The organism is Vibrio marisflavi CECT 7928 (assembly GCF_921294215.1).
Classification (GTDB): Bacteria; Pseudomonadota; Gammaproteobacteria; order Enterobacterales; family Vibrionaceae; genus Vibrio; species Vibrio marisflavi.
The window spans coordinates 1,106,225-1,127,768 of the sequence record NZ_CAKLDM010000001.1; the positions used below are offsets into that span (position 1 = coordinate 1,106,225).

Annotated in this window: 25 protein-coding genes and 1 riboswitch; of the genes, 14 read left to right on the top strand and 11 right to left on the bottom strand. The window is 43.5% G+C overall.

The genetic code is table 11. From position 1 onward, the window contains the following. Positions 1–42 precede the first annotated feature (42 nt). The 7 genes from agaV to L7A31_RS04970 all read left to right on the top strand — a co-directional run bounded on the left by agaV (position 43) and on the right by L7A31_RS04970 (position 5,002). Complete coding sequence (gene agaV, locus L7A31_RS04940; RefSeq protein ID WP_237360389.1) at positions 43–519, top strand: PTS N-acetylgalactosamine transporter subunit IIB; 477 nt, start codon at positions 43–45, stop codon at positions 517–519. Positions 520–533: 14 nt separating this feature from the next. Next, the gene (gene agaW, locus L7A31_RS04945) at positions 534–1,310 is read left to right on the top strand and encodes a PTS N-acetylgalactosamine transporter subunit IIC (protein WP_237360390.1); all 777 of its coding nucleotides are present in this window, start codon (positions 534–536) and stop codon (positions 1,308–1,310) included. Continuing rightward, positions 1,300–2,184, top strand: a complete 885-nt coding sequence (gene agaE, locus L7A31_RS04950) for a PTS N-acetylgalactosamine transporter subunit IID (RefSeq protein ID WP_237360391.1) — start codon at positions 1,300–1,302, stop codon at positions 2,182–2,184. The genes agaW and agaE overlap by 11 nt, the downstream gene beginning before the upstream one ends. A 77-nt stretch (positions 2,185–2,261) precedes the next feature. Next, positions 2,262–2,537 carry a PTS sugar transporter subunit IIA domain-containing protein gene (locus L7A31_RS04955; protein ID WP_237360392.1) on the top strand — a complete coding sequence of 92 codons (276 nt, stop codon included), beginning with the start codon at positions 2,262–2,264 and terminating at the stop codon, positions 2,535–2,537. Then, a complete protein-coding gene (gene agaF / locus L7A31_RS04960; RefSeq protein ID WP_237360393.1) occupies positions 2,534–2,974 on the top strand; it encodes a PTS galactosamine/N-acetylgalactosamine transporter subunit IIA in 441 nt (146 codons plus the stop codon). The genes L7A31_RS04955 and agaF overlap by 4 nt, the downstream gene beginning before the upstream one ends. Continuing rightward, a complete protein-coding gene (gene nagA / locus L7A31_RS04965) occupies positions 2,964–4,157 on the top strand; it encodes an N-acetylglucosamine-6-phosphate deacetylase (protein ID WP_237360394.1) in 1,194 nt (397 codons plus the stop codon). The genes agaF and nagA overlap by 11 nt, the downstream gene beginning before the upstream one ends. Beyond that, positions 4,148–5,002 carry a tagatose bisphosphate family class II aldolase gene (locus L7A31_RS04970; protein ID WP_237360395.1) on the top strand — a complete coding sequence of 285 codons (855 nt, stop codon included), beginning with the start codon at positions 4,148–4,150 and terminating at the stop codon, positions 5,000–5,002. The genes nagA and L7A31_RS04970 overlap by 10 nt, the downstream gene beginning before the upstream one ends. 175 nt (positions 5,003–5,177) lie before the next feature. On the opposite strand, the gene L7A31_RS04975 is transcribed toward L7A31_RS04970, so the two are convergent. From L7A31_RS04975 to L7A31_RS05005, 7 genes are all read right to left on the bottom strand, one after another. Continuing rightward, positions 5,178–5,837, bottom strand: coding sequence for an HAD family hydrolase (locus L7A31_RS04975; protein WP_237360396.1), 660 nt, complete (start codon positions 5,835–5,837; stop codon positions 5,178–5,180). A 2-nt stretch (positions 5,838–5,839) separates the two neighbouring features. Next, the gene (locus tag L7A31_RS04980) at positions 5,840–6,859 is read right to left on the bottom strand and encodes an ABC transporter ATP-binding protein (RefSeq protein WP_237360397.1); all 1,020 of its coding nucleotides are present in this window, start codon (positions 6,857–6,859) and stop codon (positions 5,840–5,842) included. Next, positions 6,856–7,644 (bottom strand): ABC transporter permease, encoded by a 789-nt coding sequence (locus L7A31_RS04985; RefSeq protein WP_237360398.1) that lies wholly within the window; start codon positions 7,642–7,644, stop codon positions 6,856–6,858. Before L7A31_RS04985 ends, L7A31_RS04980 begins: the two co-directional genes overlap by 4 nt. Continuing rightward, complete coding sequence (locus L7A31_RS04990) at positions 7,641–8,531, bottom strand: ABC transporter permease (protein WP_237360399.1); 891 nt, start codon at positions 8,529–8,531, stop codon at positions 7,641–7,643. The genes L7A31_RS04985 and L7A31_RS04990 overlap by 4 nt, the downstream gene beginning before the upstream one ends. Next, positions 8,528–9,334, bottom strand: a complete 807-nt coding sequence (locus L7A31_RS04995; RefSeq protein WP_237360400.1) for an alkaline phosphatase family protein — start codon at positions 9,332–9,334, stop codon at positions 8,528–8,530. Before L7A31_RS04995 ends, L7A31_RS04990 begins: the two co-directional genes overlap by 4 nt. Positions 9,335–9,343: 9 nt before the next feature. Continuing rightward, complete coding sequence (locus L7A31_RS05000) at positions 9,344–10,411, bottom strand: ABC transporter substrate-binding protein (RefSeq protein ID WP_237360401.1); 1,068 nt, start codon at positions 10,409–10,411, stop codon at positions 9,344–9,346. 324 nt (positions 10,412–10,735) lie between these two features. After that, positions 10,736–11,797 (bottom strand): hypothetical protein, encoded by a 1,062-nt coding sequence (locus tag L7A31_RS05005; RefSeq protein WP_237360402.1) that lies wholly within the window; start codon positions 11,795–11,797, stop codon positions 10,736–10,738. 217 nt (positions 11,798–12,014) lie between these two features. Then, positions 12,015–12,117: riboswitch (Fluoride riboswitch) on the top strand. Positions 12,118–12,236: 119 nt separating this feature from the next. Between L7A31_RS05005 and L7A31_RS05010 the strand changes: the two genes are divergently transcribed. From L7A31_RS05010 to L7A31_RS05020, 3 genes are read left to right on the top strand one after another with little or no spacing between them, the layout of a single operon-like run. After that, entirely contained in the window at positions 12,237–12,929 is a 693-nt protein-coding gene (locus L7A31_RS05010; RefSeq protein ID WP_237360403.1) for an iron-sulfur cluster assembly scaffold protein, read from the top strand. Positions 12,930–12,945: 16 nt separating this feature from the next. Next, the gene (locus L7A31_RS05015) at positions 12,946–13,944 is read left to right on the top strand and encodes a GGGtGRT protein (protein WP_237360404.1); all 999 of its coding nucleotides are present in this window, start codon (positions 12,946–12,948) and stop codon (positions 13,942–13,944) included. A gap of 54 nt (positions 13,945–13,998) precedes the next feature. Beyond that, a complete protein-coding gene (locus tag L7A31_RS05020) occupies positions 13,999–14,343 on the top strand; it encodes a hypothetical protein (RefSeq protein ID WP_237360405.1) in 345 nt (114 codons plus the stop codon). A 454-nt stretch (positions 14,344–14,797) separates the two neighbouring features. On the opposite strand, the gene L7A31_RS05025 is transcribed toward L7A31_RS05020, so the two are convergent. Together L7A31_RS05025 and L7A31_RS05030 are read right to left on the bottom strand one after the other, a co-directional pair. Continuing rightward, positions 14,798–15,412, bottom strand: a complete 615-nt coding sequence (locus tag L7A31_RS05025) for a hypothetical protein (RefSeq protein ID WP_237360406.1) — start codon at positions 15,410–15,412, stop codon at positions 14,798–14,800. Between the two features lie 98 nt (positions 15,413–15,510). Beyond that, positions 15,511–16,263, bottom strand: a complete 753-nt coding sequence (locus L7A31_RS05030; RefSeq protein ID WP_237360407.1) for a hypothetical protein — start codon at positions 16,261–16,263, stop codon at positions 15,511–15,513. A 395-nt stretch (positions 16,264–16,658) separates the two neighbouring features. On the opposite strand from L7A31_RS05030, the gene L7A31_RS05035 reads away from it, so the two are divergent. Beyond that, a complete protein-coding gene (locus tag L7A31_RS05035) occupies positions 16,659–16,898 on the top strand; it encodes a hypothetical protein (RefSeq protein ID WP_237360408.1) in 240 nt (79 codons plus the stop codon). A gap of 85 nt (positions 16,899–16,983) precedes the next feature. Next, the gene (locus L7A31_RS05040) at positions 16,984–17,379 is read left to right on the top strand and encodes a hypothetical protein (protein ID WP_237360409.1); all 396 of its coding nucleotides are present in this window, start codon (positions 16,984–16,986) and stop codon (positions 17,377–17,379) included. Between the two features lie 111 nt (positions 17,380–17,490). On the opposite strand, the gene dbpA is transcribed toward L7A31_RS05040, so the two are convergent. After that, positions 17,491–18,876 (bottom strand): ATP-dependent RNA helicase DbpA, encoded by a 1,386-nt coding sequence (gene dbpA / locus L7A31_RS05045; protein WP_237360754.1) that lies wholly within the window; start codon positions 18,874–18,876, stop codon positions 17,491–17,493. Between the two features lie 175 nt (positions 18,877–19,051). Between dbpA and L7A31_RS05050 the strand changes: the two genes are divergently transcribed. Together L7A31_RS05050 and L7A31_RS05055 are read left to right on the top strand one after the other, a co-directional pair. Beyond that, positions 19,052–19,810 carry a substrate-binding periplasmic protein gene (locus L7A31_RS05050; protein WP_237360410.1) on the top strand — a complete coding sequence of 253 codons (759 nt, stop codon included), beginning with the start codon at positions 19,052–19,054 and terminating at the stop codon, positions 19,808–19,810. Positions 19,811–19,927: 117 nt separating this feature from the next. Continuing rightward, on the top strand, positions 19,928–20,089 hold the full coding sequence (locus L7A31_RS05055; RefSeq protein ID WP_237360411.1) for an outer membrane protein assembly factor BamD: 162 nt from the start codon (positions 19,928–19,930) through the stop codon (positions 20,087–20,089). A gap of 84 nt (positions 20,090–20,173) precedes the next feature. On the opposite strand, the gene uxuA is transcribed toward L7A31_RS05055, so the two are convergent. Beyond that, the gene (gene uxuA / locus L7A31_RS05060) at positions 20,174–21,358 is read right to left on the bottom strand and encodes a mannonate dehydratase (RefSeq protein ID WP_237360412.1); all 1,185 of its coding nucleotides are present in this window, start codon (positions 21,356–21,358) and stop codon (positions 20,174–20,176) included. Between the last annotated feature and the right edge of the window lie 186 nt (positions 21,359–21,544).

The window sequence follows — 21,544 nt, forward strand, 5'->3', positions numbered from 1 at the left end:
GAAGGGTATATCTAGAAGCAACTGATTAAAAAGGACCACACAATGTCAAATATCGTTTTAAGTCGTATTGATGAGCGCCTCGTTCACGGTCAAGTAGGCGTACAGTGGGTAGGTTTTGCCAATGCAAACATCGTCGTCGTTGTGAACGATGAAGTGGCTAATGACGAAATCCAACAAAGCCTTATGGAAATGGTATTGGCTGATGGTATCGCTATCCGATTTTGGAGCGTACAAAAAACGATTGAAACAATCCACAAAGCCTCCGATCGTCAACGTATTTTATTAGTCTGCCGTACTCCAAAAGATTTCCGCCATCTAATTGAAGGTGGCGTACCAATCAGCCAAATAAATGTCGGAAATATGCATTACAGCGAGGGCAAAGATCAAATTGCAAAAACAGTGTCAGTCGATGCAGACGATATTACTGAATTTGGAAGACTCAAAGACCTTGGCGTGAACTGCACAGTTCAAGGTGTACCCACCGAAAGCGCCACCGATATCTTCACTCTTATCCATTAATAAGGACAAGTCTCATGGAAATAGGACTCTTACAGGCAACGTTGCTCGGAATCTTAGCCTTCTTCGCAGGCCTTGATTTGTTCAACGGCCTCACACACTTTCACCGCCCAGTGGTACTTGGCCCATTAGTTGGGTTGATATTAGGCGATCTGCACACCGGAATATTAGTGGGAGGAACACTGGAGCTGGTATGGATGGGGCTCGCGCCACTAGCAGGAGCTCAGCCACCCAACGTAATTATTGGCACAATCGTGGGTACGACGTTCGCTATTACCACCAACGTAAAACCTGATGTTGCCGTTGGTGTCGCCGTACCGTTTGCTGTCGCCGTGCAAATGGGGATCACTTTCCTTTTCTCTGCCATGTCAGCAGTAATGTCAAAATGCGACGAATATGCTCGAAATGCCGATACTCGTGGGATTGAACGCGTCAACTACCTTGGGCTACTTGTTCTTGGCTCGTTCTACTTCCTCTGCGCCTTTATGCCCATTTATCTTGGCGCAGATCATGCGGGAGCCATTGTCAAAATGCTGCCTGCTAACCTCATTGACGGATTAGGTGTTGCTGGCGGAATGATGCCTGCCATTGGCTTTGCCGTATTGATGAAAATAATGATGAAAAATGCGTATGTCCCTTATTTCATTCTTGGGTTTGTTGCCGCTGCTTGGCTAAAACTGCCAATACTAGCCATTGCTAGTGCAGCAACGGCTATGGCCATTATCGACTTCAACCGAAAACCTGAACCCACTCCGACCACGACAGTAGCTGAGGACTTTGAAGATGGAATCTAACGTCAATAACGACATCACTATTCAACCCTATGACCGCAGTACAGAGCCCGCACCCGGAGTAGCTCAAGATGAATATGAAGATCAAACCATTGGTGCAGAGTTAAGTAAGTCTGATATCAACCGTATGGTATGGCGTTCATTGCTGCTTCAAGCATCTTTCAATTACGAACGTATGCAAGCATCAGGTTGGTTGTATGGCCTACTACCATCACTAAAAAAGATCCACAGCAACAAAGCCGATTTATCAAAGTCAATGCAAGGCCATATGGGATTCTTCAATACCCATCCATTTTTGGTGACTTTCGTCATGGGTATCATCTTGGCAATGGAACGTTCTAAGCAGAATATCAGCAGTATTCAGAACACCAAAATTGCCGTGGGCGCTCCACTGGGCGGTATTGGTGATGCGATGTTCTGGCTGACACTTCTGCCAATTTGCGGCGGAATTGCCGCTGATTTAGCCTTACAAGGTTCCATTCTCGGTGCGATATTTTTTATTGTGGCCTTCAATACCGTTCACTTTGGTCTGCAATTTGGTTTAGCTCACTACGCTTATCGAAAAGGCGTATCTGCAATCCCACTCATCAAAGCCAACACCAAAAAAGTCGGCCATGCGGCTTCCATGGTCGGAATGACAGTCATTGGCGCTTTGGTCGCAACTTATGTTCGTCTCTCTACAACTGCAGAAATTAACGCAGGTCACGCCATCGTAAAATTGCAGACTGGCGTATTCGACAAACTCATGCCTGCCTTCTTACCACTACTTTATACCATAGCCATGTACCTACTCATTAAGCGTGGCTGGAGCCCACTACGCCTAATCGTAATCACTGCAGTTGTCGGTGTCGCTGGCAGATTCATGGGCATTTTATAACGCTCAATAGCAACCTCCAGGTGAAGAAATACTTAACCTGCCCCTAGGCCGAAGAGTCGAGCCTATAAGGAACGAAAATGATTGCTGTAATACTACCTGGTCACGGTACTTTTGTGCATGGCCATGGACAAACGCTCCACAAAGTTATTAGCGAACAAATGAAATTTAAAGCGTTCGATTACCCAGTTGGCATGAATACCTCTCAACTAGAACCGGCAATGCAAGCCTCGATTGAAGAAATTGACTCTGGAGAAGGTATTGCCTTACTCACCGATCTACTCGGCGACACACCATTTCGAATAGTTAACCTGAAACCTAGGCCGAAGAGTCGAGCCTATAAGGAACAAAAATGATTGCTGTAATACTATCTGGTCACGGTGCTTTTGCTTCTGGCCTTGAACAAGCGGTCAACCAAGTTATTGGCGAACAAGTACAATTTAAAGCAATCGATTTCCCAGTTGACATGAACACCTCTCAGCTAGAATCGGCAATGCGAGCCGCGATTAAAGAAATTGACTCTGGAGAAGGTATTGTCTTTCTCACCGATCTACTCGGCGGCACACCATTTCGTACTGCTTCAATGTTAAGCCAAGAGCGCCAAGATATTGAAGTCGTTACTGGCACCAACATGCAAATGGCCGCTGAAATGCTACTAGAGCGCGATGAACTCACCATCGCTGAATTTAGTCATCAAGCCATCGAATGTGGCCACCGAGGTATCACCTCATTCGCGGCGCAATTAGCCCTTCAAAACGAAAAACCAGTAACGGTAGAAGAAGATGGGATCTAATATTCTACACTTTCGTGCGGCACGCGTGTTACACGATCAGCAATGGCTGAATGACGGCGTTGTCTCCATTACGGCAGGCGGCATGATCGCTAATATTGAACGCTATGACGAAAGTCAGCATCGAGACACTACCGACTTGGGCAACGTCAGCTTGCTCCCCGGCATGATAGATACACACGTTCACGGCGCAAAAGGATGTGACGTGATGGATGCGAGTCATGAGAGTCTCGACACTATGTCGCGCTTTTTTGCTAGCCAAGGAGTGACTGGATTTGTCGCAACGACCGTAACCGCTCCGGTGGTAAAAGTTCGCGCCGCTCTGCAACAAGTGGCAAAAAGCCAACACATTGGTGTCGAAGGTGCAGCGCTGCTTGGCGCTTACCTTGAGGGCCCCTACTTTACTGAGAAAAACAAAGGAGCTCATCCGACTGAATGGTTTAGAGAGCTATCTGTTGAAGAGATAGAAAGCTGGATATCTTACAGCGATGGTGCCTTAATCACAGTTGCACTTGCGCCTGAGAAGAAAAATGCCCTTGAGGTGATTCGCTACCTAAAACAGCAAGGTATTAAAGTCATGCTTGGGCACAGTGATGCCAGCTTCGACCAAGTTCAAGCAGCATTGGATGCGGGTGCTGATGGAATTGTTCATTGCTACAATGGGATGCGCGGCTTGCATCACCGAGATCCCGGAGTGGTCGGCGCTGGACTCTGCCACCCCAACAGCTTTGTCGAAATGATTGCTGATGGGCATCACGTGCACCCCACTGCCGTCGATATTGCTCACCGTTGCTGCCAATCTCGTTTAACGCTAATCACAGATGCAATGTGCGCAACGCACATGCCAGATGGACAGTATCAACTCGGCGAGTTCACCGTTAACGTCCAAGATAGCATTGCCACCACCGATTCTGGAAGTTTGGCTGGCAGCACATTAACCATGCCTGTGGCAGTACAAAACATTCAACGCTGGCTCAACTTACCTCTTGAGCGAGCATGGTTACTCGCATCTCTTACGCCTGCAACTTCTTTAGGACTTCAGCACCAGCTTGGAACATTAGCCGTGGGCAAACAGGCCTCAATGGTGGCGCTAAATTCTGATTTCACGATTTCAAAAACTTGGGTCAAAGGACGTCTAGTATTCGATGCGCTTTGTGTATCCCATCAGGAGTCAATATGTATCTAATCTCTTCACGCGAAATGTTGAAACGCGCTCAACTAGGCGGTTACGCCGTGCCTGCTTTCAATGTCCACAATTTGGAAACTGTACAAGTGATAGCAGAAACAGCATCTGAGCTAAGCTCACCTGTAATATTGGCCGGTACGCCCGGCACATACGACTATGCTGGCACCGACTACTTGATCAGTATCTGCAAAGAAGCAGCGCAAAAATATTCAATGCCCTTGGTGTTGCACCTTGATCACCATGAGGATCAGCAAGATATTCGCAACAAAGTCGAGCATGGTATTCGTTCAGTTATGATTGATGGCTCTCACTACGCGTTTGATCAAAATATCGACATTGTCCGTTCGGTAGTCGATCACTGCAGCCGATTCGATGGCAGTGTTGAAGCTGAATTGGGGCGTTTGGGCGGCCAAGAAGATGATTTGATTGTCGATAGCGCCGACGCCATGATGACCAATCCAGCTTCAGCTGCAGAGTTTGTGCGACGCACTGGCATTGACTCTCTCGCAGTCGCCATTGGTACTGCTCACGGTCTTTACAAATCGCAACCGAGACTCGACTTTGCACGACTAGAAAAAATTCGCTCCGTTGTGAATATCCCACTTGTATTGCATGGAGCCTCAGGCGTGCCTGAAGAAATGGTAAGACGTTGTATCGATTTAGGGATCTGTAAGGTCAATATTGCTACGGAACTTAAAATTGCATTCTCAGACGCGATAAAGCGGCATTTCTTAGAAAATCCATCCGCCAATGATCCGCGTAAATACATTACTCCCGGTAAAGCGGCAATGAAGCAAGTCGTTATCGATAAAATTCGGATGTGCGGCAGCGAAGGAAAGGCTTAATAAGAAACTCAAATTAGAGTATAGACACCACTCCCCCCTCTTGGTGTTGCTGGGCACTTGAGCAGTATGAATCAGGTGCCCTTTTCTTTGTCGAGTTATAAGTCCTACTTGCTGAGCTATTGTCGGAACACATTAAAGCTTGATCGATTTAGGCTTAATTTCAGGCAAAACTTTACTAACTCCAGTTCAAAACCTGCCAGTTTGGTTGGTTGGCATGTTCTTTTAGTCGACAACACGGGTTTACCAGATACGCGTAATCTGCATACTGGCACAATGGAAGATCGTTAATTGAATCGGTAAAGAAATGAACTTCTGAATAAGAGTTTGATTGTGCAGCTATCCATTGTTCTAAACGAGTAACTTTGCCTTCACGATAGCTTGCTACACCGTCGACTTCTGCCGTATAACAGCGATCGTTTTCAACTAAGTCGATACCCAGCGCATGCTCAATGCCGAGATAATTGCCTACCACTTCGACTAAGAATGTCACCGACGCAGAGATGATAACCATATCAATCTTCTTGCGCTTTAGCTTATCAATAACTATTTTCGACTGAGCAAACTGTTTGTCCAGAATGTGCTGTTCAACGCATTCTGTGACCAATTTCTCTACTTCATGTTTAGCTATGTTTGCCAATGGTTCCAATGAAAAACGAAGATAATCATTCATATCCAACTTGCCTTGGCTATATAGCTTCATTAGACGCTTATCTTCCTGCAAAAAATCCGGCCCAGAAGCAATCCCTTTATCAACCATAAATTGATGCCATATCATCATGCAATCTGCATTAATTAATGTTTCGTCCATATCAAAGACATACAGTGGCTTGAGCATGATTAGTTTCTCACCGGTTGAATTTCATTGAGGTTAAACAATAGCTCAATTTGACTGCCATTAGCGAGCAGACGTTCTGATGAACGGTTGAGTAAATCGATGGTCAGTTCACAGTCATTGATATTAACCTGATAGCGAATGATATTCCCCAATAACTGGTGGTTTCTAATGATACCTTTCTGCGGTGCGGAGATGTGACGGCCATATTGACGGCCTTCTTCTTTTACATAAATAGATTCTGGGCGAATCGCGACTTTCCACTCAGTATTGATATTAAAGAGCTGCTTCGCTTTCTCTGCACCAACTAAATTGTAGTGCCCCATAAAACCAGCAACAAACTCGTTGGCCGGTTGAGTGTATATGGTTTCTGGAGAGCCAGCTTGAACAATTTTACCCTTGTTCATTAGAAAGATGCGGTCGGACATGATCATCGCTTCTTCTTGATCGTGAGTAACAAAAATAGTGGTCAAACCTAACTCTTTTTGCACATGACGAATTTGCTGGCGTAATTGTTTTCGAATTTTAGCATCCAGTGCTGAAAGTGGTTCATCCAGCAAAAGAATACGAGGCTTTACTACCAGCGCTCTCGCAAGAGCCACACGCTGCCGCTGACCGCCAGAAAGCTGGTGAGGGTAGTGCTTTTCTTTGCCCTTCAAGTTCACCAGATCAACAATCATCTCAACTTCTTGTTTTATGGTGTGCGATGCCATTTTTTTCATCTTCAAGCCAAAGGCAATGTTGTCTTCAACCGTCAAGTTTGGAAATAAGGCATAAGACTGAAATACCATTCCGATACCGCGCTGCTGAGGCACTTGATGGGTAATATCTTGCCCATCAACCCATATTTCGCCCCCATCAACTGGGTTCAAGCCCGCTAGGCTGCGCAATAACGTCGATTTACCACAGCCACTTGGGCCAAGTAGCGTGATGAATTCACCTTTTTCAATCGTAAAATCTATGTCTTGAAAGACTGTGTTTTCACCAAAGCGCTTAGTAAGTTGATTGACTGTCACGTAACTCATGAATTCACCCCTTGATTAAATCGATTTGCTAGCCAGGTAAGTAAGAAAATAAACAGGAAGTAAGTGACAACCAGTGCAGATGTAAAGTGGCCACTGACCTGACGCATATTGTATAAGTAGACTTGTAGGGTTTCGTATCGAGTACCGACTAAAATATTAGCGAAAACGAATTCACCTAGTAAAAATGAAAATGATAGGAATAAAGAGGTTATCAGCCCTTTTTTTAGGTTTGGCAAGATCACCATCAAAAAAGCTTGTGTTGTACTAGCTCCAAGTAGATGCGCTGCATCCATTAAATCTCGCAGATTTATCGCCTCAAAACTATTGGCTAAAGTACGATAAATAAATGGCAAAGCAATGGTGAAGTATGTACCAATTAAAATCCATGGAGTACCGATGAGTGTCACCTTGCTATCGGCATACAACTCTAGTAAACCTACAGACGATACCACTGGTGGCACGGCAAAAGGCAACAGAATAAGGATACCCATAAGCTTATCTAACTTGGGAAAGTAGTAAAATACGACAAAAATAGTCGGCAAAATGAGTGCAATACTAAGCACTAAAGCTGAGATACAAACCAGTAACGAACGGCCAAAAGCTGCCAAAAATCTTGGGTCGGTAAGTAGCTGGATATACCATTTTAAAGTAAAACCATCGGGTAATACTGTCGCTCCCCAACGAGAAGAAACGGAATAGACAAAGGTTGCAATGATAGGAAGCAGCATAATGACAACAATGCTGTAGACAACGGTCTTATGATAGATAGGGTTTGTGTTTTTCATCCACGCCTCCCTGCATAGCTTTTGCTAATCAACCATTGGTTTACCACGGTAATGAATGCCAATATCGCCATCAGCACGACAGAAATAGCTGCGGCTAAATTGGGTTCAAGATATAAATCACCAGAAACAAGGTTCGCGATACGAATAGTGATCATGTTGTAGTTACCAGATGTGAGAGCATAAACGCTGGCATACGCGCCCACCGCATTTGCGATGAGAATAATAAAGGTGCCTAGTATTGCAGGTGACAGCACAGGCAAGGCGACTTTCATCCAATATTGCCATGTTTTAGCACCTAATAACGCAGCGGCTGATTGCCAATCATCATCAAGAGCATCAAACGCGGGGTAAAGCAGTAGCACTGCAAGTGGGATTTGAAAATAGATATAAATCGCCAGCAGTCCCCATTTTCCATACAGATTGAAGTCGTCAATGATTCCATATTGTTTGAGTAATAGAGTTAATGCGCCGTTCAAGCCAAGAATAATAATGAAAGCAAAGGCCAGTGGTACGCCAGCAAAGTTGCTGCTCATATTGGTAAATGCGATAACGCCATCTCGGAGCTTGGAATCGACTCGGCGTAAAGAAGATACTAGCGTAATCGCTACCAGCATTCCCACGACACTAGACCAAACTGATAGCCATAAGCTGTTGCCAAAGGCTTGCATCATGAAGTCGGAGTCAACGATTTCTAGATAATGGTCAAATGAAAACTCGCTATCATAAATAAAACTGTTAAACAAAACCCAAGCCATGGGTGCGAGTTGAAATAGGTAGAAAAATGCTATGAAAGGCATTAGCCATAACGCAGGCTTAAGCCGTTTTAAAACCCTATTTTCATTTGTTTTAATTGCGAGGCTTTCGCGTTTGAGAGCAGAAATGTTCATTGTAGTAACAACTCCCTTGGGTAAGGTTTGTCGTGATTAAGATTCATTAACTCGCAAACAATTCCGCAAATGTCAGTCTGCTTTACCTCGCAATCCTGATGCATAAATTTACTGCCAATCACAAAGAATGGTACCTCGCGTTCTTCTGCAAGGATCCCGCCATGTGATAGATCATTATTCATACCGTGATCACTGGTGATAATCACCTGATAACCGTCGTCTAACCAGCTCTCTATGTAGTTCGACAAGTAGATATCTACATTGCGAACCGTATTACGATATTGCTTAGAATCCAATCCGAATTTATGGCCCATGTCGTCAATATTCATCGGGTGAATTAAGAGAAAATCTGGATGATGTGCAAGACGCAAATATTCAGCATCAAGTAGGAGCGCTTCATCTGGGTAATGATCCCATTGATAAAAGCAGCCATATTGAATGTTCAGGTTGTCATTATGTGTAAAACGATCGCGAACAGCATTAAAAGGGGCTCGATTGTAGAGTTCACTAACCCAAGAATAAGCGGCAGCTGCAGTCGTTCTATTTTGAGACTTCGCGATACTAAAAATCGAATCGTTGTGAGAAAGACGGACAATATTATTGTTAACGATGCCGCTGTCTATTGGTCGAATACCTGTCAAAATGCACTCATAGAGAGGACGCGACAGTGAAGGCAGTTCGCATTGAATTGGGTACAATGTTGCTCTTTGTTGTTCAATCAATCCATTTAGGTAGCCCATACAGTCACGGGCTACCTGATAATTGAGTCCATCAAGAACAGCAAGGATGACCTTATTGCTCATATTAAGCTCTTATTGCTGATGGATTAATACGATTTCTTGCCACTGGCGTGGTAGTTTGCGGGCTGATTTTTCCCATACTTTAAAATCGGAGATTGATTGCACGTTGTTGTATTGCTCATTCGGTAGCAATTTTTTCTTCACAGAAGGCGGTAACTCGATGTTAGTTCGAATTGGTCTAGCATACCCTTCAGCTAGGTTAATCTGGCCTTGGTCACTGAAGATATACTCGCGAGCTAACTTGGCCGCATTAGGGTGTTTTGCAAACTTATTGATAATCGTGGTGTAACCGGAAATGACCGAACCATCTTGCGGGATACTTACTGTGAAACGTTCGCGGTCAATTTTGTCGCGGTAGTTAAGTGCATTGAAGTCCCACATAATCGCGACTTCAACTTCACCTTTCTCTAAGTTAGCCATATTTGGGTCGGTGAATGAGAGACGGCCTTGCTTAGCCAGCTCTGCAAAGAACTTTAATGCTGGCTTAAGGTTCGCTTCGCTGCCATTGTTTGCAAATGCAGCGGCGAGTACAGCATTATTGGCCTGAGCGGCACTGCCGACATCTCCCACACTGACTTTATAGTCACCTTTTAGCAGATCTTGCCATGTTTTCGGCGCATCTTTCACTAGGTTGTTATTCGATATAAAAGCAATCGTACCTGTGTAAGCGAGTGCCCAGTGGCCATCTTTGTCTTTTGCCCAAGCTGGAATGTCGTTCCATGTAGTGGGTTTATAAGGCTGGGTGACACCTTTCTTAACAGCAACTCGAGCGAAAGCAAAACCGACATCGCCAATGTCTGCTGTTGCATTACTCTTTTCAGCTGCAAACTTCGCTATCTCTTGCGCCGAACTCATGTCAGTATCTTGATGTTTCAGACCATAATCGGACTGGAGATCAGCCCATGTGTCTTTCCAGTTAGCCCAACTATCGGGCATTCCTACACTGTATACTGCACCTTCTTTCTTTGCCGCATCTATGAGTGATGGGTTGATTTCTTCATTGGCAAATACCGATGCGGAAAGTGTAGTAGCAAAAAGTGTCGCTGATATTGCAATTGAACGACTAAACGACCTATTCATTATTTGTATCCATTATTGACTGATATAGTTGTGGTAGTTATGGATGGTATAAGTCGAATGTGACAGTTTTGGTTAGATTTCTTTACAGTTATTATTAATATTTATGTCAATAATATTTCATGACGACATCGATACTAGACGCCAATTTGGGGTAAATCGATTATTTTATCTGGTGTTTGAATAGACAGGGATAGATTTGTTATGACGAAGGTAAGGTGATAATAATTCGAATATCACCCTACCCTATAGAATAAGCTAAGAATTTGAATAAAAAGTTAAAATAAGCACCTATACCGCAGGAGCCACACACCTTAGCTCAGTACGTCAATTCGCCTCATTGGCGCTCTTAAAGCATGGCAGAACGTCTTGCTCAAAGTACGGAGCTTGGTTGACCCAAAACATGTAGTTCACCTTCAAGAATCCATGAGCGAAAGCACTGAGTAGAGGGACCAAATTTTTCGTATTCTCCTTTACTTCAGTATTATTGGTTTGGCCAATATAATTACCATCTTGAACTGCGATACCCAATGGCACGCTATATTGATGTTCATGCATCATTGCTAATGCGTGGTTTAGCTGCCCCTTTCTTTGAACCATTAGATCTGGAGCGCCAAGCCCGACACCAATTTTCTCGCCATAGGCGTATATTGCTCTCAAATATCCTTTGTCATCCCAAGGTAGCCATTCGCCGGGCATAAAGTTGGCGTACTGCATCGTGGCGGATTTAGGGAAACTCGTTTTAAGAGCAAGCATATTTGCTTCGATTGCTTTTACATATTTTTTGTCGGTGAACGACTTATCTGTTTTATGTGAAACACCGATGGCTGTCTCTTGGAGATTGATACCCTCAACTTTTCCATCGAATGCTTTACCTAACGCTTGCAACAGCAAAGCAAACCTTTCATGTACTTTCTCATTCCAGCGTTTTGCAACCCACCCTTCAAGCTTATTGTCATCGGTGTATTGAGGCATGACGCCGCCATCATACTCTGACGATAATAAGTAGCGAGGTACAGCCTTGTACTTTGGACTAAATGTAGCGTCTTGCAATTGAATGAAAAGCGTTTTGCCGTGAGCTTGTAAATAGCTGAGATCGTCACGGATCTTTGAAAAATCATAGTGCCCTTTTTGGGGTTCCAACTCAGCCCAAGAGTACATAATTTGCGCACCAGCGAATCTAGAGTTTTTTAGGAAAGCACTGTTTCTAATGGATTGCCTATCTCGAGAAACATAAACAAAGTTTTTGATATTGTTTTGCGGGATTGGGCAGGTTGCATTGGCATATTTTTTATAGGCATGAACGTATCGGTTGGCAGGATTTTCCTGTTTAGCAAAACTATTCGTACTAAGCAGTAGTGACAATACAAAAAAGGTCATTCTTTTCATGATGATTAATCTCGTTCCTTGTCCTTCATTCTTAGGAGAAGCATTCCAGAGAAAAATCATATTTTACTGACTGAATTCATATGTCATTTTTATTTAAATTATTATTAAAAAACAACACGTAGCAGACAAATTTCTGGCATCTACCCCCTAATAAAACTGAGTAAAAAATAAACACAACGACAAAAACTGGTTTACAAAATTGTGCCTAAGAGTAGAATTTAGAGCTGGAGATGATGTTCCTCCCTGTCATTCACTAGGCCTAATTGGCTGATCATTACGGATGGCAAAACCGCCTTAGGGCTGATGACTTCTGGAAATACACGCAACAGTAATGGGGGGAGCTCCCCATAGCGGTGTATTGACAGAAAGTTGTCGATATAGCCTCCCCAAAAATTCTGTTGCCTTACATAATATTATCAATAATTGGTAAGGGTAAGTAATGCAATATTCTTCAGAAATTCAAACCATGTGCCCCTTAAATCGAGGGCCTAACCATCGTTCTGCTCCGATTCCAGTCGAAGGAAAATGGGTGTCACCAAAAGATGTCATCGCGTTATCTGGTGTGAGCCATGGCGTGGGCACTTGTGCGCCGCAACAAGGAGCCGCAAAACTCACACTCAACGTTAAAGATGGCATCATTGAAGAGGCTCTTATCGAAACTATTGGCTGCTCGGGAATGACTCACTCTGCTGCAATGGCCTCTGAGATCATCACTGGTAAAACGATCCTTGAAGCCATGAACACCGACTTGGTCTGCGACGCAATCAATGTCGCCATGCGAGAAATATTTTTGCAATACGCTTACGGGCGCACGCAAACTGCTTTTTCAGAAGGTGGGCTGCCGATCGGCGCTGCATTAGAAGACCTTGGTAAAGGGTTACGCAGTTCCGTTGGAACACACTATGGTACCAAGTCAAAAGGCCCCAGATATCTTGAAATGGCTGAAGGATATGTTCAGCAGCTAGGACTGGATGAAAACGGGGAGATCATCGGTTACCAATACATCAACCTAGGCAAAATGATGGCCGCTCTAAGTAATGGAAGCGATCCAGAGGAAGCACTAAAGCAAGCCTCGGGAACCTATGGTCGTTTTGACGAAAGCGTCACAACTATCAACCCTCGCCACCAATAATACGGAGTAAGCAGACATGCCATTATTTGAAAACTACGATCGAAGAGCAGATAACATTCAACTGGCCCTATCAGAATACGGTTTTGATACTTTAGAGCAGGCAGAATCTTTCTGTCTATTACATCACTTTGACCCTAGAAAAATTGTTAACGAAACTCAGCCCATTGCATTTGCCAACGCTGGGTGGGCATACACTCTCGGCGCAGCAATTGCTCTTAAAAAAAATGCTCATAAAGCTTCAGAAGCGGCAAACTTTATTGGTGAAGGACTACAAGCTTTTTGTATACCGGGCTCAGTAGCAGCAGTCCGAAAAGTCGGTTTAGGCCACGGGCATCTTGCTTCTCGATTGCTGGATGAAAAAAGTCGATGCTTTTGTTTTCTCGCTGGGCACGAGTCCTTCGCTGCTGCCGAGGGCGCGATAAAAATAGCGCTAAACGCAAACAAAGTCCGAACTGAACCTCTGAAAGTTATTTTAAATGGTCTAGGGAAGGATGCTGCATACCTTATCTCACGCATCAATGGGTTTACCTACGTAGAAACTCAGTTCGATTATCAAAGTGATCATTTGTCTGAAGTTCAACGCAAGCGCTTTTCAAAAGGCGATAGAGGGGAAATTCTTTGTTATGGCGCTGATGACGTCAGAGAAGGCGTGGCTATCATGCATGCTGAGCAAGTAGACGTATCGATAACAGGTAATTCCACCAACCCAACACGCTTCCAGCATCCCGTCGCTGGCACATACAAAAAAGAGTGTCAGGAACAGGGCAAACCTTACTTTTCAGTAGCATCTGGAGGCGGAACAGGAAGAACATTGCATCCGGACAATGTCGCCGCAGGCCCCGCTTCATATGGTATGACAGACACGATGGGCAGAATGCACTGCGATGCTCAATTTGCTGGCTCTTCTTCAGTTCCAGCGCACGTCGAGATGATGGGGCTTATCGGAATGGGAAATAACCCTATGGTTGGCGCAACGGTAGCCGTTGCTGTTGCAATCGAACAATCTTTAAAATAACCAAGATCTTGGAAGCCTTTTGGCTTCCATTTTTTGATAGCAAAGGAGGTAGTTATGTGGTTTTTACATGAACACTTACCAGAAAATCTGGATGATTTTCTCTGTTATCAGAGAGAAAACTTCAATATGCCGCAAGAGAAGGCGTTCAGTGTTTCTTTAACCTACACATTTGAAGGGAAAGAGAACTGCTGGAAGCGAGTCTGGTACGTAACCGAGCTAGAAGTAAAGCTAATGGAAATTGATATTGGAGAATCCCCTGCGGAGACCATTGACGAGGAAGCTCACAAACATATACATAAATTTAAAAAGGACATTGGCCACTATTTAAACCATATAGGTTGCGAGCTAATAGTAAAATCAGACAAATTGGTGCTGCAGGAAAAATTGCATCAAGACTAAACGAGGTTACTTGGAGTTTGGAAAAGAATAGTAACCTAGCGAAGTGCCGTAATTCAGGGCCAATTCAATTGCGATTGGCCCTGCAAATTATCGATATTGAGTTGCTTGCCATTTAGAGAAACAAGAAACACGTTTTAACTGACTATACTGCTTTTTATCTAACATATCTTCGAACAAAGCAATGCTTAGAACCTAGCTTTCGTCAACGGTTCTCGTGTTGTCCTGTCGCATTCTATGCACGTAGCTTCCGAAACTAGATAGGTAGATGAGTATCCATTATCGTCAGTTTCAACATCCATAAACTCATCAAATTCATGGAGTGTGTTTTTCTTACAATGCTCGCAATAGTACATGCCATTCATAACTACATTCCACTGATAGCTTAGTCATTGGGCATAATCTGTCCTGAGTTTATGATGTTTCTAACTAGCACCAGAAACTGGGGGCGTCAGCTTTAAACAAGCGTGACACACTTAGAGAGTTCCTGCTTAAATTGCGCTTCTGACAAAGCCTTCACTCTGTAGGAAAATAGCGTCACTAGGAAGTCGAATCTCATCTTATCGAGTTCAGCCGGCCCCTTGTGTAAAATGGCATTAATTAACGACGTGTTGGAGATATAATCAACTCGGCGGATAAAGTCTGATACTTGGTTATCAGGATTGCCGTCTGGGCCGTAATTGTAATATACGTCAGCATGTCTAATGGCTGCGGGAAATATCTCTTCTTCGACTAAATTATCTCCGTCAGCGGCAAAAAACTTTTTGATATGTTCATCTTGCGCGCCAGCAAGGTTAGCAAGGCACTGTGCTTGAGACTTATCAAAAGGTTTGTTTATTGTGAGCTGATGTAATAGCACTTTATACATCTCTGCTCTATCGCTAAGTGTCTTAAATTGTGACGGGCGCTGAGGTGGTTTCGCAATCCCGCTACCTGTGTACGAATGCCCAATGAGTTTATCTTGAAAAACCACATAAGGTTTCTCGGCAGCAAGGTATGCACTGATAGTTAGACAAACTCCGACAATGACGCCGATAGATATGTTGAAAACGCTATTTAGCTTATAAGGCATGTTGATATTACTCCATTGCATTTGCCCCTAGCTCTGAGGCAATACACTCCTTTGATTGTGCTAGACATGACTCCCTCAGACGCGGGAGTGGTGTTGGATTATTTGGCTCGGTTCGCTATGAACCACGGTTCTAGGTACTTAAACATGCTGTTCCAATTGCGCAGGTAGTAATCGTGGTCTTGTTCATCTTTGTTGTAGATGTAGTCAATCCAGTACTCATCGAAGACATCGTAGTACTTTAAGACGGCCATTTTTTCTTTTCCGCCTAATGTGTCGTAGTCATAGCCATTGAAATATTCAGAGACATCAATGCCGCGGAATGGGCGATGTTTCAGGTAGGCGATATTCGCATCGATTGAGTTAGTTCCCAACTCAACGGCTATGGGAGCAGCATATGGCAGTTGTTGGTAGATTTTGTAAAATTGTTTCGCTGAAACACGCTGTGTGACAGGGTCTCGCAACCACACGTTAGATTTAGGTGTGTTTCTGGCCATATACTGAAAATCTCTAAAGTTCTTCAGCGCCACCTCAGACGACTTAATGCGTTTTAGCAGTAACTCTCGAAAAGAGTAACTGGTGCCGGTCAACCGACGCAGTTTCATAGCGTCGATGTCCCATCCCATTTGTTTGCGACTATAACCCGTTGGGCGAATGACAAAACTATCTTTATTGGCTTGATTAGGCTTCAGAGTTTCGTCGAGGACTTTTAAGTTATGGGTGAACGTGCCGTAGACGGGCTTTTGCATCCACATAGACGTGTGGTAGAAGCCTTTCATGGCAAGTGGAGTGACTAACGCTGTAATGATAACAACACTGAAAATACGATACGATCTTTTGGCTATATTAGACACATCTATCCCTTGATGATGATAAATCCCTATCTCGAGGGTGAAGGCTCGCACGCAACAAACCTAAAAGTCAACGGAGGACTCTACGAACCAACAAATCATTTAAACTCAAACACTTGAGTAATTAAAAATTTGCGAGCCAGTTAAAAGTATTCAACTTTTCTCATAACTTCCAGTAATGGCAAAATTCAGCACCAAACCTCAGTATGAATAACATCATCCCCAATGAAAACGTTGACTGACAAAACCAAAGGGTAACGATAAGTGCCAATATAGTGATGTATAAATACGAATTCTCGAATACGTACAGCCATCACTTGTCTCATTTAACTCGTTGATGAGAATGGTTTTTGGTGATAGTTTCTCAGTGACATGGAAGATCGATTAAGGATAATCAGATGAGTATAAGAATCTTAAAGAACCTATTAGCAGCGAGTGTTGCACTTTTTGTCGCATTTCCTTTGGTGATTTTTTTTGATATTTCAATTAATGGATATTTCAACCCATCATATGGTATCTGGTCGCAATCTTTTCTAAATGGCTGGGTTGCGCTGGTATTATCTGGGATATCATTTGTTCTCGCGATTCTTGCTCCAATGGAAATCCACTCGTACATCATTAAAAAGCTCCACGCATAATGACATAGGCTATTTAGCACAGAAATACACGTGGAGTAACCATCCACAACTAGGTGCTTGGCGCGAAAAATGGAGTGATTGAGCTATGAATTCGCTTGGAAAGTTTAATACAGAAGCTAAATTGGTGCTTGAACTCATCGACAGTATGTCACCCAGCCCGTTGATGGTTGCTTCTAGTGTCGTTTTTCTACTGACGTCTCTTATTCCGCCTATATATGGTGTATATGTCTTTTTCGTTACACCACAATTTTATCTTCAAGCGTTCTTGTTGCTGATCTCGCCTTTGGTTTTGATGAATATTTTAGCTGAAATTAAGTCTCTGATAGCTTATCACCACATACTCAAGATGTTACGTTGTGAGCTGCCGCCAGTAGATGGAGCAAAATTAGTACATCACTACCGTTATACACTAGATCTAGGAATAGGAACGGCAGCAGCGCTTGCTAAGTATATAGATGAGTCTGAGAAATCGGAGATTTGACTACGCTCGAAAGTCACCTGTGAAAAGCTAGCACCATGCAAGCCTAATATACAAAAAGGCAGGAGGTTTTCACCTTCCTGCCTTTTCAAAATGTAAAATTTTAACGCCAACTTAAGGCTTGATAAGCCTTGCTCTAAACTGCTTACCTTTTAGCTTTCCATTTTGTAGCTGCTTTAGCGCCTTATTGGATACTTTTTTCGCGACTGCAACGTAAGAGCTCATTGCGTACAGATTAATTTTGCCAATGCTTTTGCCATCAATCCCACCCTCTTTCGTCAGAGAGCCCAGAATATCGCCTGGTCGCACTTTTTGCTTTTTGCCACCATTAATTTGAATCGTCACCATATTCACAGCCATTGGCTCACTACCTTTTGGCGCTGTTGGTATTTCACTAGGCTCGATTGCAATATCCATATACTCTTCAATCAAGGCCATTTTATAGCCGTCTTTTTCAGTGAAGAAACTATACGCTGCACCTTTGCTTCCAGCTCTGCCCGTACGGCCAATACGGTGAACATGCACTTCAGGGTCGCGAGACAGCTCAAAGTTGAACACTGCATCTAGATTGTCGACATCCAACCCGCGTGCGGCAACATCAGTAGCAACGAGTACAGAGACACTTTTATTAGAGAACAATACCAATGCTTGGTCGCGCTCACGTTGCTCCATGTCACCGTGCAATTCAATGACACTAAAGCCGCGGTGGTGCAATTCGTCACTAACATTCTGCACTTCCTTTTTGGTATTACAAAAGACAACCGATGACTCTGGTTGATGCTTTAGCAATAGTGCTTCTAACGCATCATCGCGTTGTTCTAGAGAGTCCACTTTATAAAAAGATTGAGCAATGTTTTGAGTGGAATGCGTCGACTCCACCTTAATCATTTCAGGTTGATTCATAACGCGCTTGGCTATCGCCTCAATTTGCTGAGGGAATGTTGCGCTGAATAGAAGAGTCTGTCTGTTTGTTGGTGCTTGCTCAATAATGCTGTCCAACGCATCTTGGAAACCCATATCCAACATGCGGTCAGCTTCATCAAGCACCAAAGTGTTCAACTCAGATAAATCAATGCGACCTTTTGATAGGTGATCTAAAATTCGCCCCGGTGTTCCCACCAATATATGAGCTCCATGTTCTAACGATCCAATTTGCGGTCCCATTGGCATACCGCCACACAGAGTCAGCACTTTGATGTTGTGAGTCCCACGAGCAAGCGTTCTCACCTCTTTAGCAACTTGGTCTGCTAATTCACGAGTTGGACAAAGAATCAGTGACTGTACGCGGAATCGCTTAACTTTCAGGTTCGATAGAACACCAAGGCTAAACGCAGCCGTTTTACCAGACCCCGTTTTACCCTGACCAATCACATCCTTACCCTCCAAGATTAAAGGCAAGCTGTGCTGCTGGATTGCTGTCATATTAGTAAAGCCCAAGCTATCAAGTGTCTCAAGCAGCGCTTTTGTTAATGGTAATGAAGAAAATGGAGCAGTCACGATAAATAAGCCTTCAGTGATGAACGGTAGTTTGACGCGTATTATCCGGAAAAATGGGTGAGTTACCAGCTATTCTATTCAGTTAAGTAATAACCAACTGTAGCGAAATTGAAACAAGCGCGACAACAAGGCTTTGGCTATGCTTAGGTATATTGTACAAATTAAGCAATAAGTTCTTATGGCGGCGATGCATTCACTTCTCTTAACTGGTTGTATTTTGATGGCGACTCTGCCTAGTTTTAATGTACAAGCAACCGAAACGCCTTTGCGTATCGCCACCATTAACTTATCTCCTGCGGGTTACAAAGAAGATGGACTCTCTAAAGGACTATTCTATGAAATTGCCAATGCGGTAGCGAAAGAGGCTGGGCTTAGTTACAAAAATACGGTCAAGCCCTATGGCAGAGTGCTCAACGACCTCAAGTCAGGAAAAACCGACATGTCTATGCTTGGTTTCAATCCGATACTGGAAGGTAAAGCCTCGCACACGACACCCATCCTAGAGCTGCGATTTATGTTAGTGAGTCAAAAGGGGCTGAACATACAAACCATAGAAGGCTTCAGTGGGAAAACTATTGGCGTGATTCGAGGCGCTCAGCCGTTAACTTCCCCGATAATCAAAGAGAGTAAAATCATCACAGTGACAAACTTTTCACAGGGAATAAAAATGCTCAAGGCGAAGCGATTAGATGCCTTAGCCATCAGTGATCTAGGGTTCTACTATACGCTCATCAAACAAGGGCTAACTCGAGATGATTTCGGTCCTTCCGTAGCGATGAGCAAAGATTCTGCCTATATGTATTTTTCCAATCACTTTGGCGATCAGCACAAGATCGAACAGCTGAATACCGCGCTTAATACTCTGAAAGAGAATGGAGGTATAAATCAGATATTGCGCCGTTACGTTGGTGATGGCTATTTCGAAAATACCAAGTAACTTCATAGCCAAACTTTCTATCACAACTTTCAAAAAACAAACCATATGTACTAAAGTAAATTTTGTCGGCTATTTAATTCTTCGCGTAGCCTTTCACTTTTTATACAAGGAGTTGTAATGAGAAAGATTTTTTTTGCATCCATAGCCTCTGCCGTACTTTTTCTCGCAGGGTGTGCATCCACAATGGATACCTCTGCAGTCGAAGACGCCACGAATACTGCTAGCGACGCTGCATCTACTGCCAGCAAAGTTAATACTGCCGTTGAGAACATAGAATAAATTGAAAAATGGGGAAGCTAAATTATTATTGAATAGCTTCTCTCCCTTGAATACTTTCTCTTCACTCCCCTACTACCGGCTGCATTAACACTCGGCCATTGAGCGCTTCAAGGCCAGTTCCAAACCGCGAATTTCAGCCAAACCTTTAAGTCTACCGATACAGGAATAGCCGGGATTAGTTTGTTTTTTTAAATCGTCGATCATTTGATGGCCATGATCCGGTCGCATGACAATACACTCAGGCGCACCAGATAGCTCTCGGCGTTTTTCTTCTGAAAGCAGCGCCTTCACAACTTGATACATATCGACGTCTCCTTCCAAATGAGATGCCTCATGGAAGTTTAAAGGGTCACTTTCGCGCTGAGTAGATCGAAGATGGGTAAAGTAAATCCTATTCCCGTAAGTTTCTATCATTTTGACTAAATCGTTATCCCCCCGAACGCCGTAAGAGCCCGTACACATAGTGATACCATTCATCATGCTTGGAACTGCCAAAACCAAGGCGTGAATATCTTCAATCGTTGATACTATTCTTGGCAAACCGAGTATCTTACGTGGCGGATCATCGGGGTGAATCGCTAATTTCAAACCATGTTGTTCGCATGTAGGCATCAACTCTTTCAAGAAATAAACCAGATGCTGCCTAAGAGTATCTTCGTCTATTTCTGAATAAGTATCTAAACGAGCCTGAAACTCATCCAAAGTATATCCTTCTTCAGCCCCCGGAAGGCCCGCTATAATATTGGCGGTCAGCTTATCAATTTGCTCACCCGTCATCGCATCAAAGTAAGACTTAGCCTTATCTCGCTCTTTCAGAGAGTACGTCTCGAAAGCACCCGGCCGCTTGAGAATAAACAATTCAAATGCTGCAAATGCAACATGATCAAAACGTAAAGCCTTCGAACCATCAGGAAGCTCAAATTCTAAGTCGGTGCGAGTCCAATCTAGCACTGGCATAAAGTTGTAACACACTGTTTTGATTCCACACTCAGCCAAGTTAACGAGTGACTGCTTATAGTTTTCAATCCACTTTCGATAATTCCCTGATTGAGTTTTTATCTCTTCATGTACAGGAACACTTTCTACTACAGACCAGGTCAGGCCTTTTGCGTCGACCACTTCTTTGCGATTAAGAATTTCTTCTTTTGTCCAAACTTCGCCGTTCGGGATATGATGAAGAGCAGTGACAACACTTGTTGCACCTGTCTGCTTAATGTCATCTAAAGACACGGGATCGTTCGGACCATACCAACGCCAAGCGTGTTTCATCTAGGATTACCCTCTAACTTTTTCGATAGCACCTAATTGTTCAATCAAAAACATCTGACAAGCCAAAAATTGGCATACCAATATTAAATTTCGAGGAGATAATCTCGCTAACCCATAACAAAAACAACTAAAACAAAGCTATTTGTTGATTTAGATCTCATAAATCAGCACACTTTGGAATGCCAA

Bases quoted from the DNA above. Each gene is read 5' to 3' on its own strand.
- agaV (WP_237360389.1), top strand. From the start codon at position 43: ATGTCAAATATCGTTTTAAGTCGTATTGATGAGCGCCTCGTTCACGGT.
- agaW (WP_237360390.1), top strand. From the start codon at position 534: ATGGAAATAGGACTCTTACAGGCAACGTTGCTCGGAATCTTAGCCTTC.
- agaE (WP_237360391.1), top strand. From the start codon at position 1,300: ATGGAATCTAACGTCAATAACGACATCACTATTCAACCCTATGACCGC.
- L7A31_RS04955 (WP_237360392.1), top strand. From the start codon at position 2,262: ATGATTGCTGTAATACTACCTGGTCACGGTACTTTTGTGCATGGCCAT.
- agaF (WP_237360393.1), top strand. From the start codon at position 2,534: ATGATTGCTGTAATACTATCTGGTCACGGTGCTTTTGCTTCTGGCCTT.
- nagA (WP_237360394.1), top strand. From the start codon at position 2,964: ATGGGATCTAATATTCTACACTTTCGTGCGGCACGCGTGTTACACGAT.
- L7A31_RS04970 (WP_237360395.1), top strand. From the start codon at position 4,148: ATGTATCTAATCTCTTCACGCGAAATGTTGAAACGCGCTCAACTAGGC.
- L7A31_RS04975 (WP_237360396.1), bottom strand. From the start codon at position 5,837: ATGCTCAAGCCACTGTATGTCTTTGATATGGACGAAACATTAATTAAT.
- L7A31_RS04980 (WP_237360397.1), bottom strand. From the start codon at position 6,859: ATGAGTTACGTGACAGTCAATCAACTTACTAAGCGCTTTGGTGAAAAC.
- L7A31_RS04985 (WP_237360398.1), bottom strand. From the start codon at position 7,644: ATGAAAAACACAAACCCTATCTATCATAAGACCGTTGTCTACAGCATT.
- L7A31_RS04990 (WP_237360399.1), bottom strand. From the start codon at position 8,531: ATGAACATTTCTGCTCTCAAACGCGAAAGCCTCGCAATTAAAACAAAT.
- L7A31_RS04995 (WP_237360400.1), bottom strand. From the start codon at position 9,334: ATGAGCAATAAGGTCATCCTTGCTGTTCTTGATGGACTCAATTATCAG.
- L7A31_RS05000 (WP_237360401.1), bottom strand. From the start codon at position 10,411: ATGAATAGGTCGTTTAGTCGTTCAATTGCAATATCAGCGACACTTTTT.
- L7A31_RS05005 (WP_237360402.1), bottom strand. From the start codon at position 11,797: ATGAAAAGAATGACCTTTTTTGTATTGTCACTACTGCTTAGTACGAAT.
- L7A31_RS05010 (WP_237360403.1), top strand. From the start codon at position 12,237: ATGCAATATTCTTCAGAAATTCAAACCATGTGCCCCTTAAATCGAGGG.
- L7A31_RS05015 (WP_237360404.1), top strand. From the start codon at position 12,946: ATGCCATTATTTGAAAACTACGATCGAAGAGCAGATAACATTCAACTG.
- L7A31_RS05020 (WP_237360405.1), top strand. From the start codon at position 13,999: ATGTGGTTTTTACATGAACACTTACCAGAAAATCTGGATGATTTTCTC.
- L7A31_RS05025 (WP_237360406.1), bottom strand. From the start codon at position 15,412: ATGCCTTATAAGCTAAATAGCGTTTTCAACATATCTATCGGCGTCATT.
- L7A31_RS05035 (WP_237360408.1), top strand. From the start codon at position 16,659: ATGAGTATAAGAATCTTAAAGAACCTATTAGCAGCGAGTGTTGCACTT.
- L7A31_RS05040 (WP_237360409.1), top strand. From the start codon at position 16,984: ATGAATTCGCTTGGAAAGTTTAATACAGAAGCTAAATTGGTGCTTGAA.
- L7A31_RS05050 (WP_237360410.1), top strand. From the start codon at position 19,052: ATGGCGGCGATGCATTCACTTCTCTTAACTGGTTGTATTTTGATGGCG.
- L7A31_RS05055 (WP_237360411.1), top strand. From the start codon at position 19,928: ATGAGAAAGATTTTTTTTGCATCCATAGCCTCTGCCGTACTTTTTCTC.
- uxuA (WP_237360412.1), bottom strand. From the start codon at position 21,358: ATGAAACACGCTTGGCGTTGGTATGGTCCGAACGATCCCGTGTCTTTA.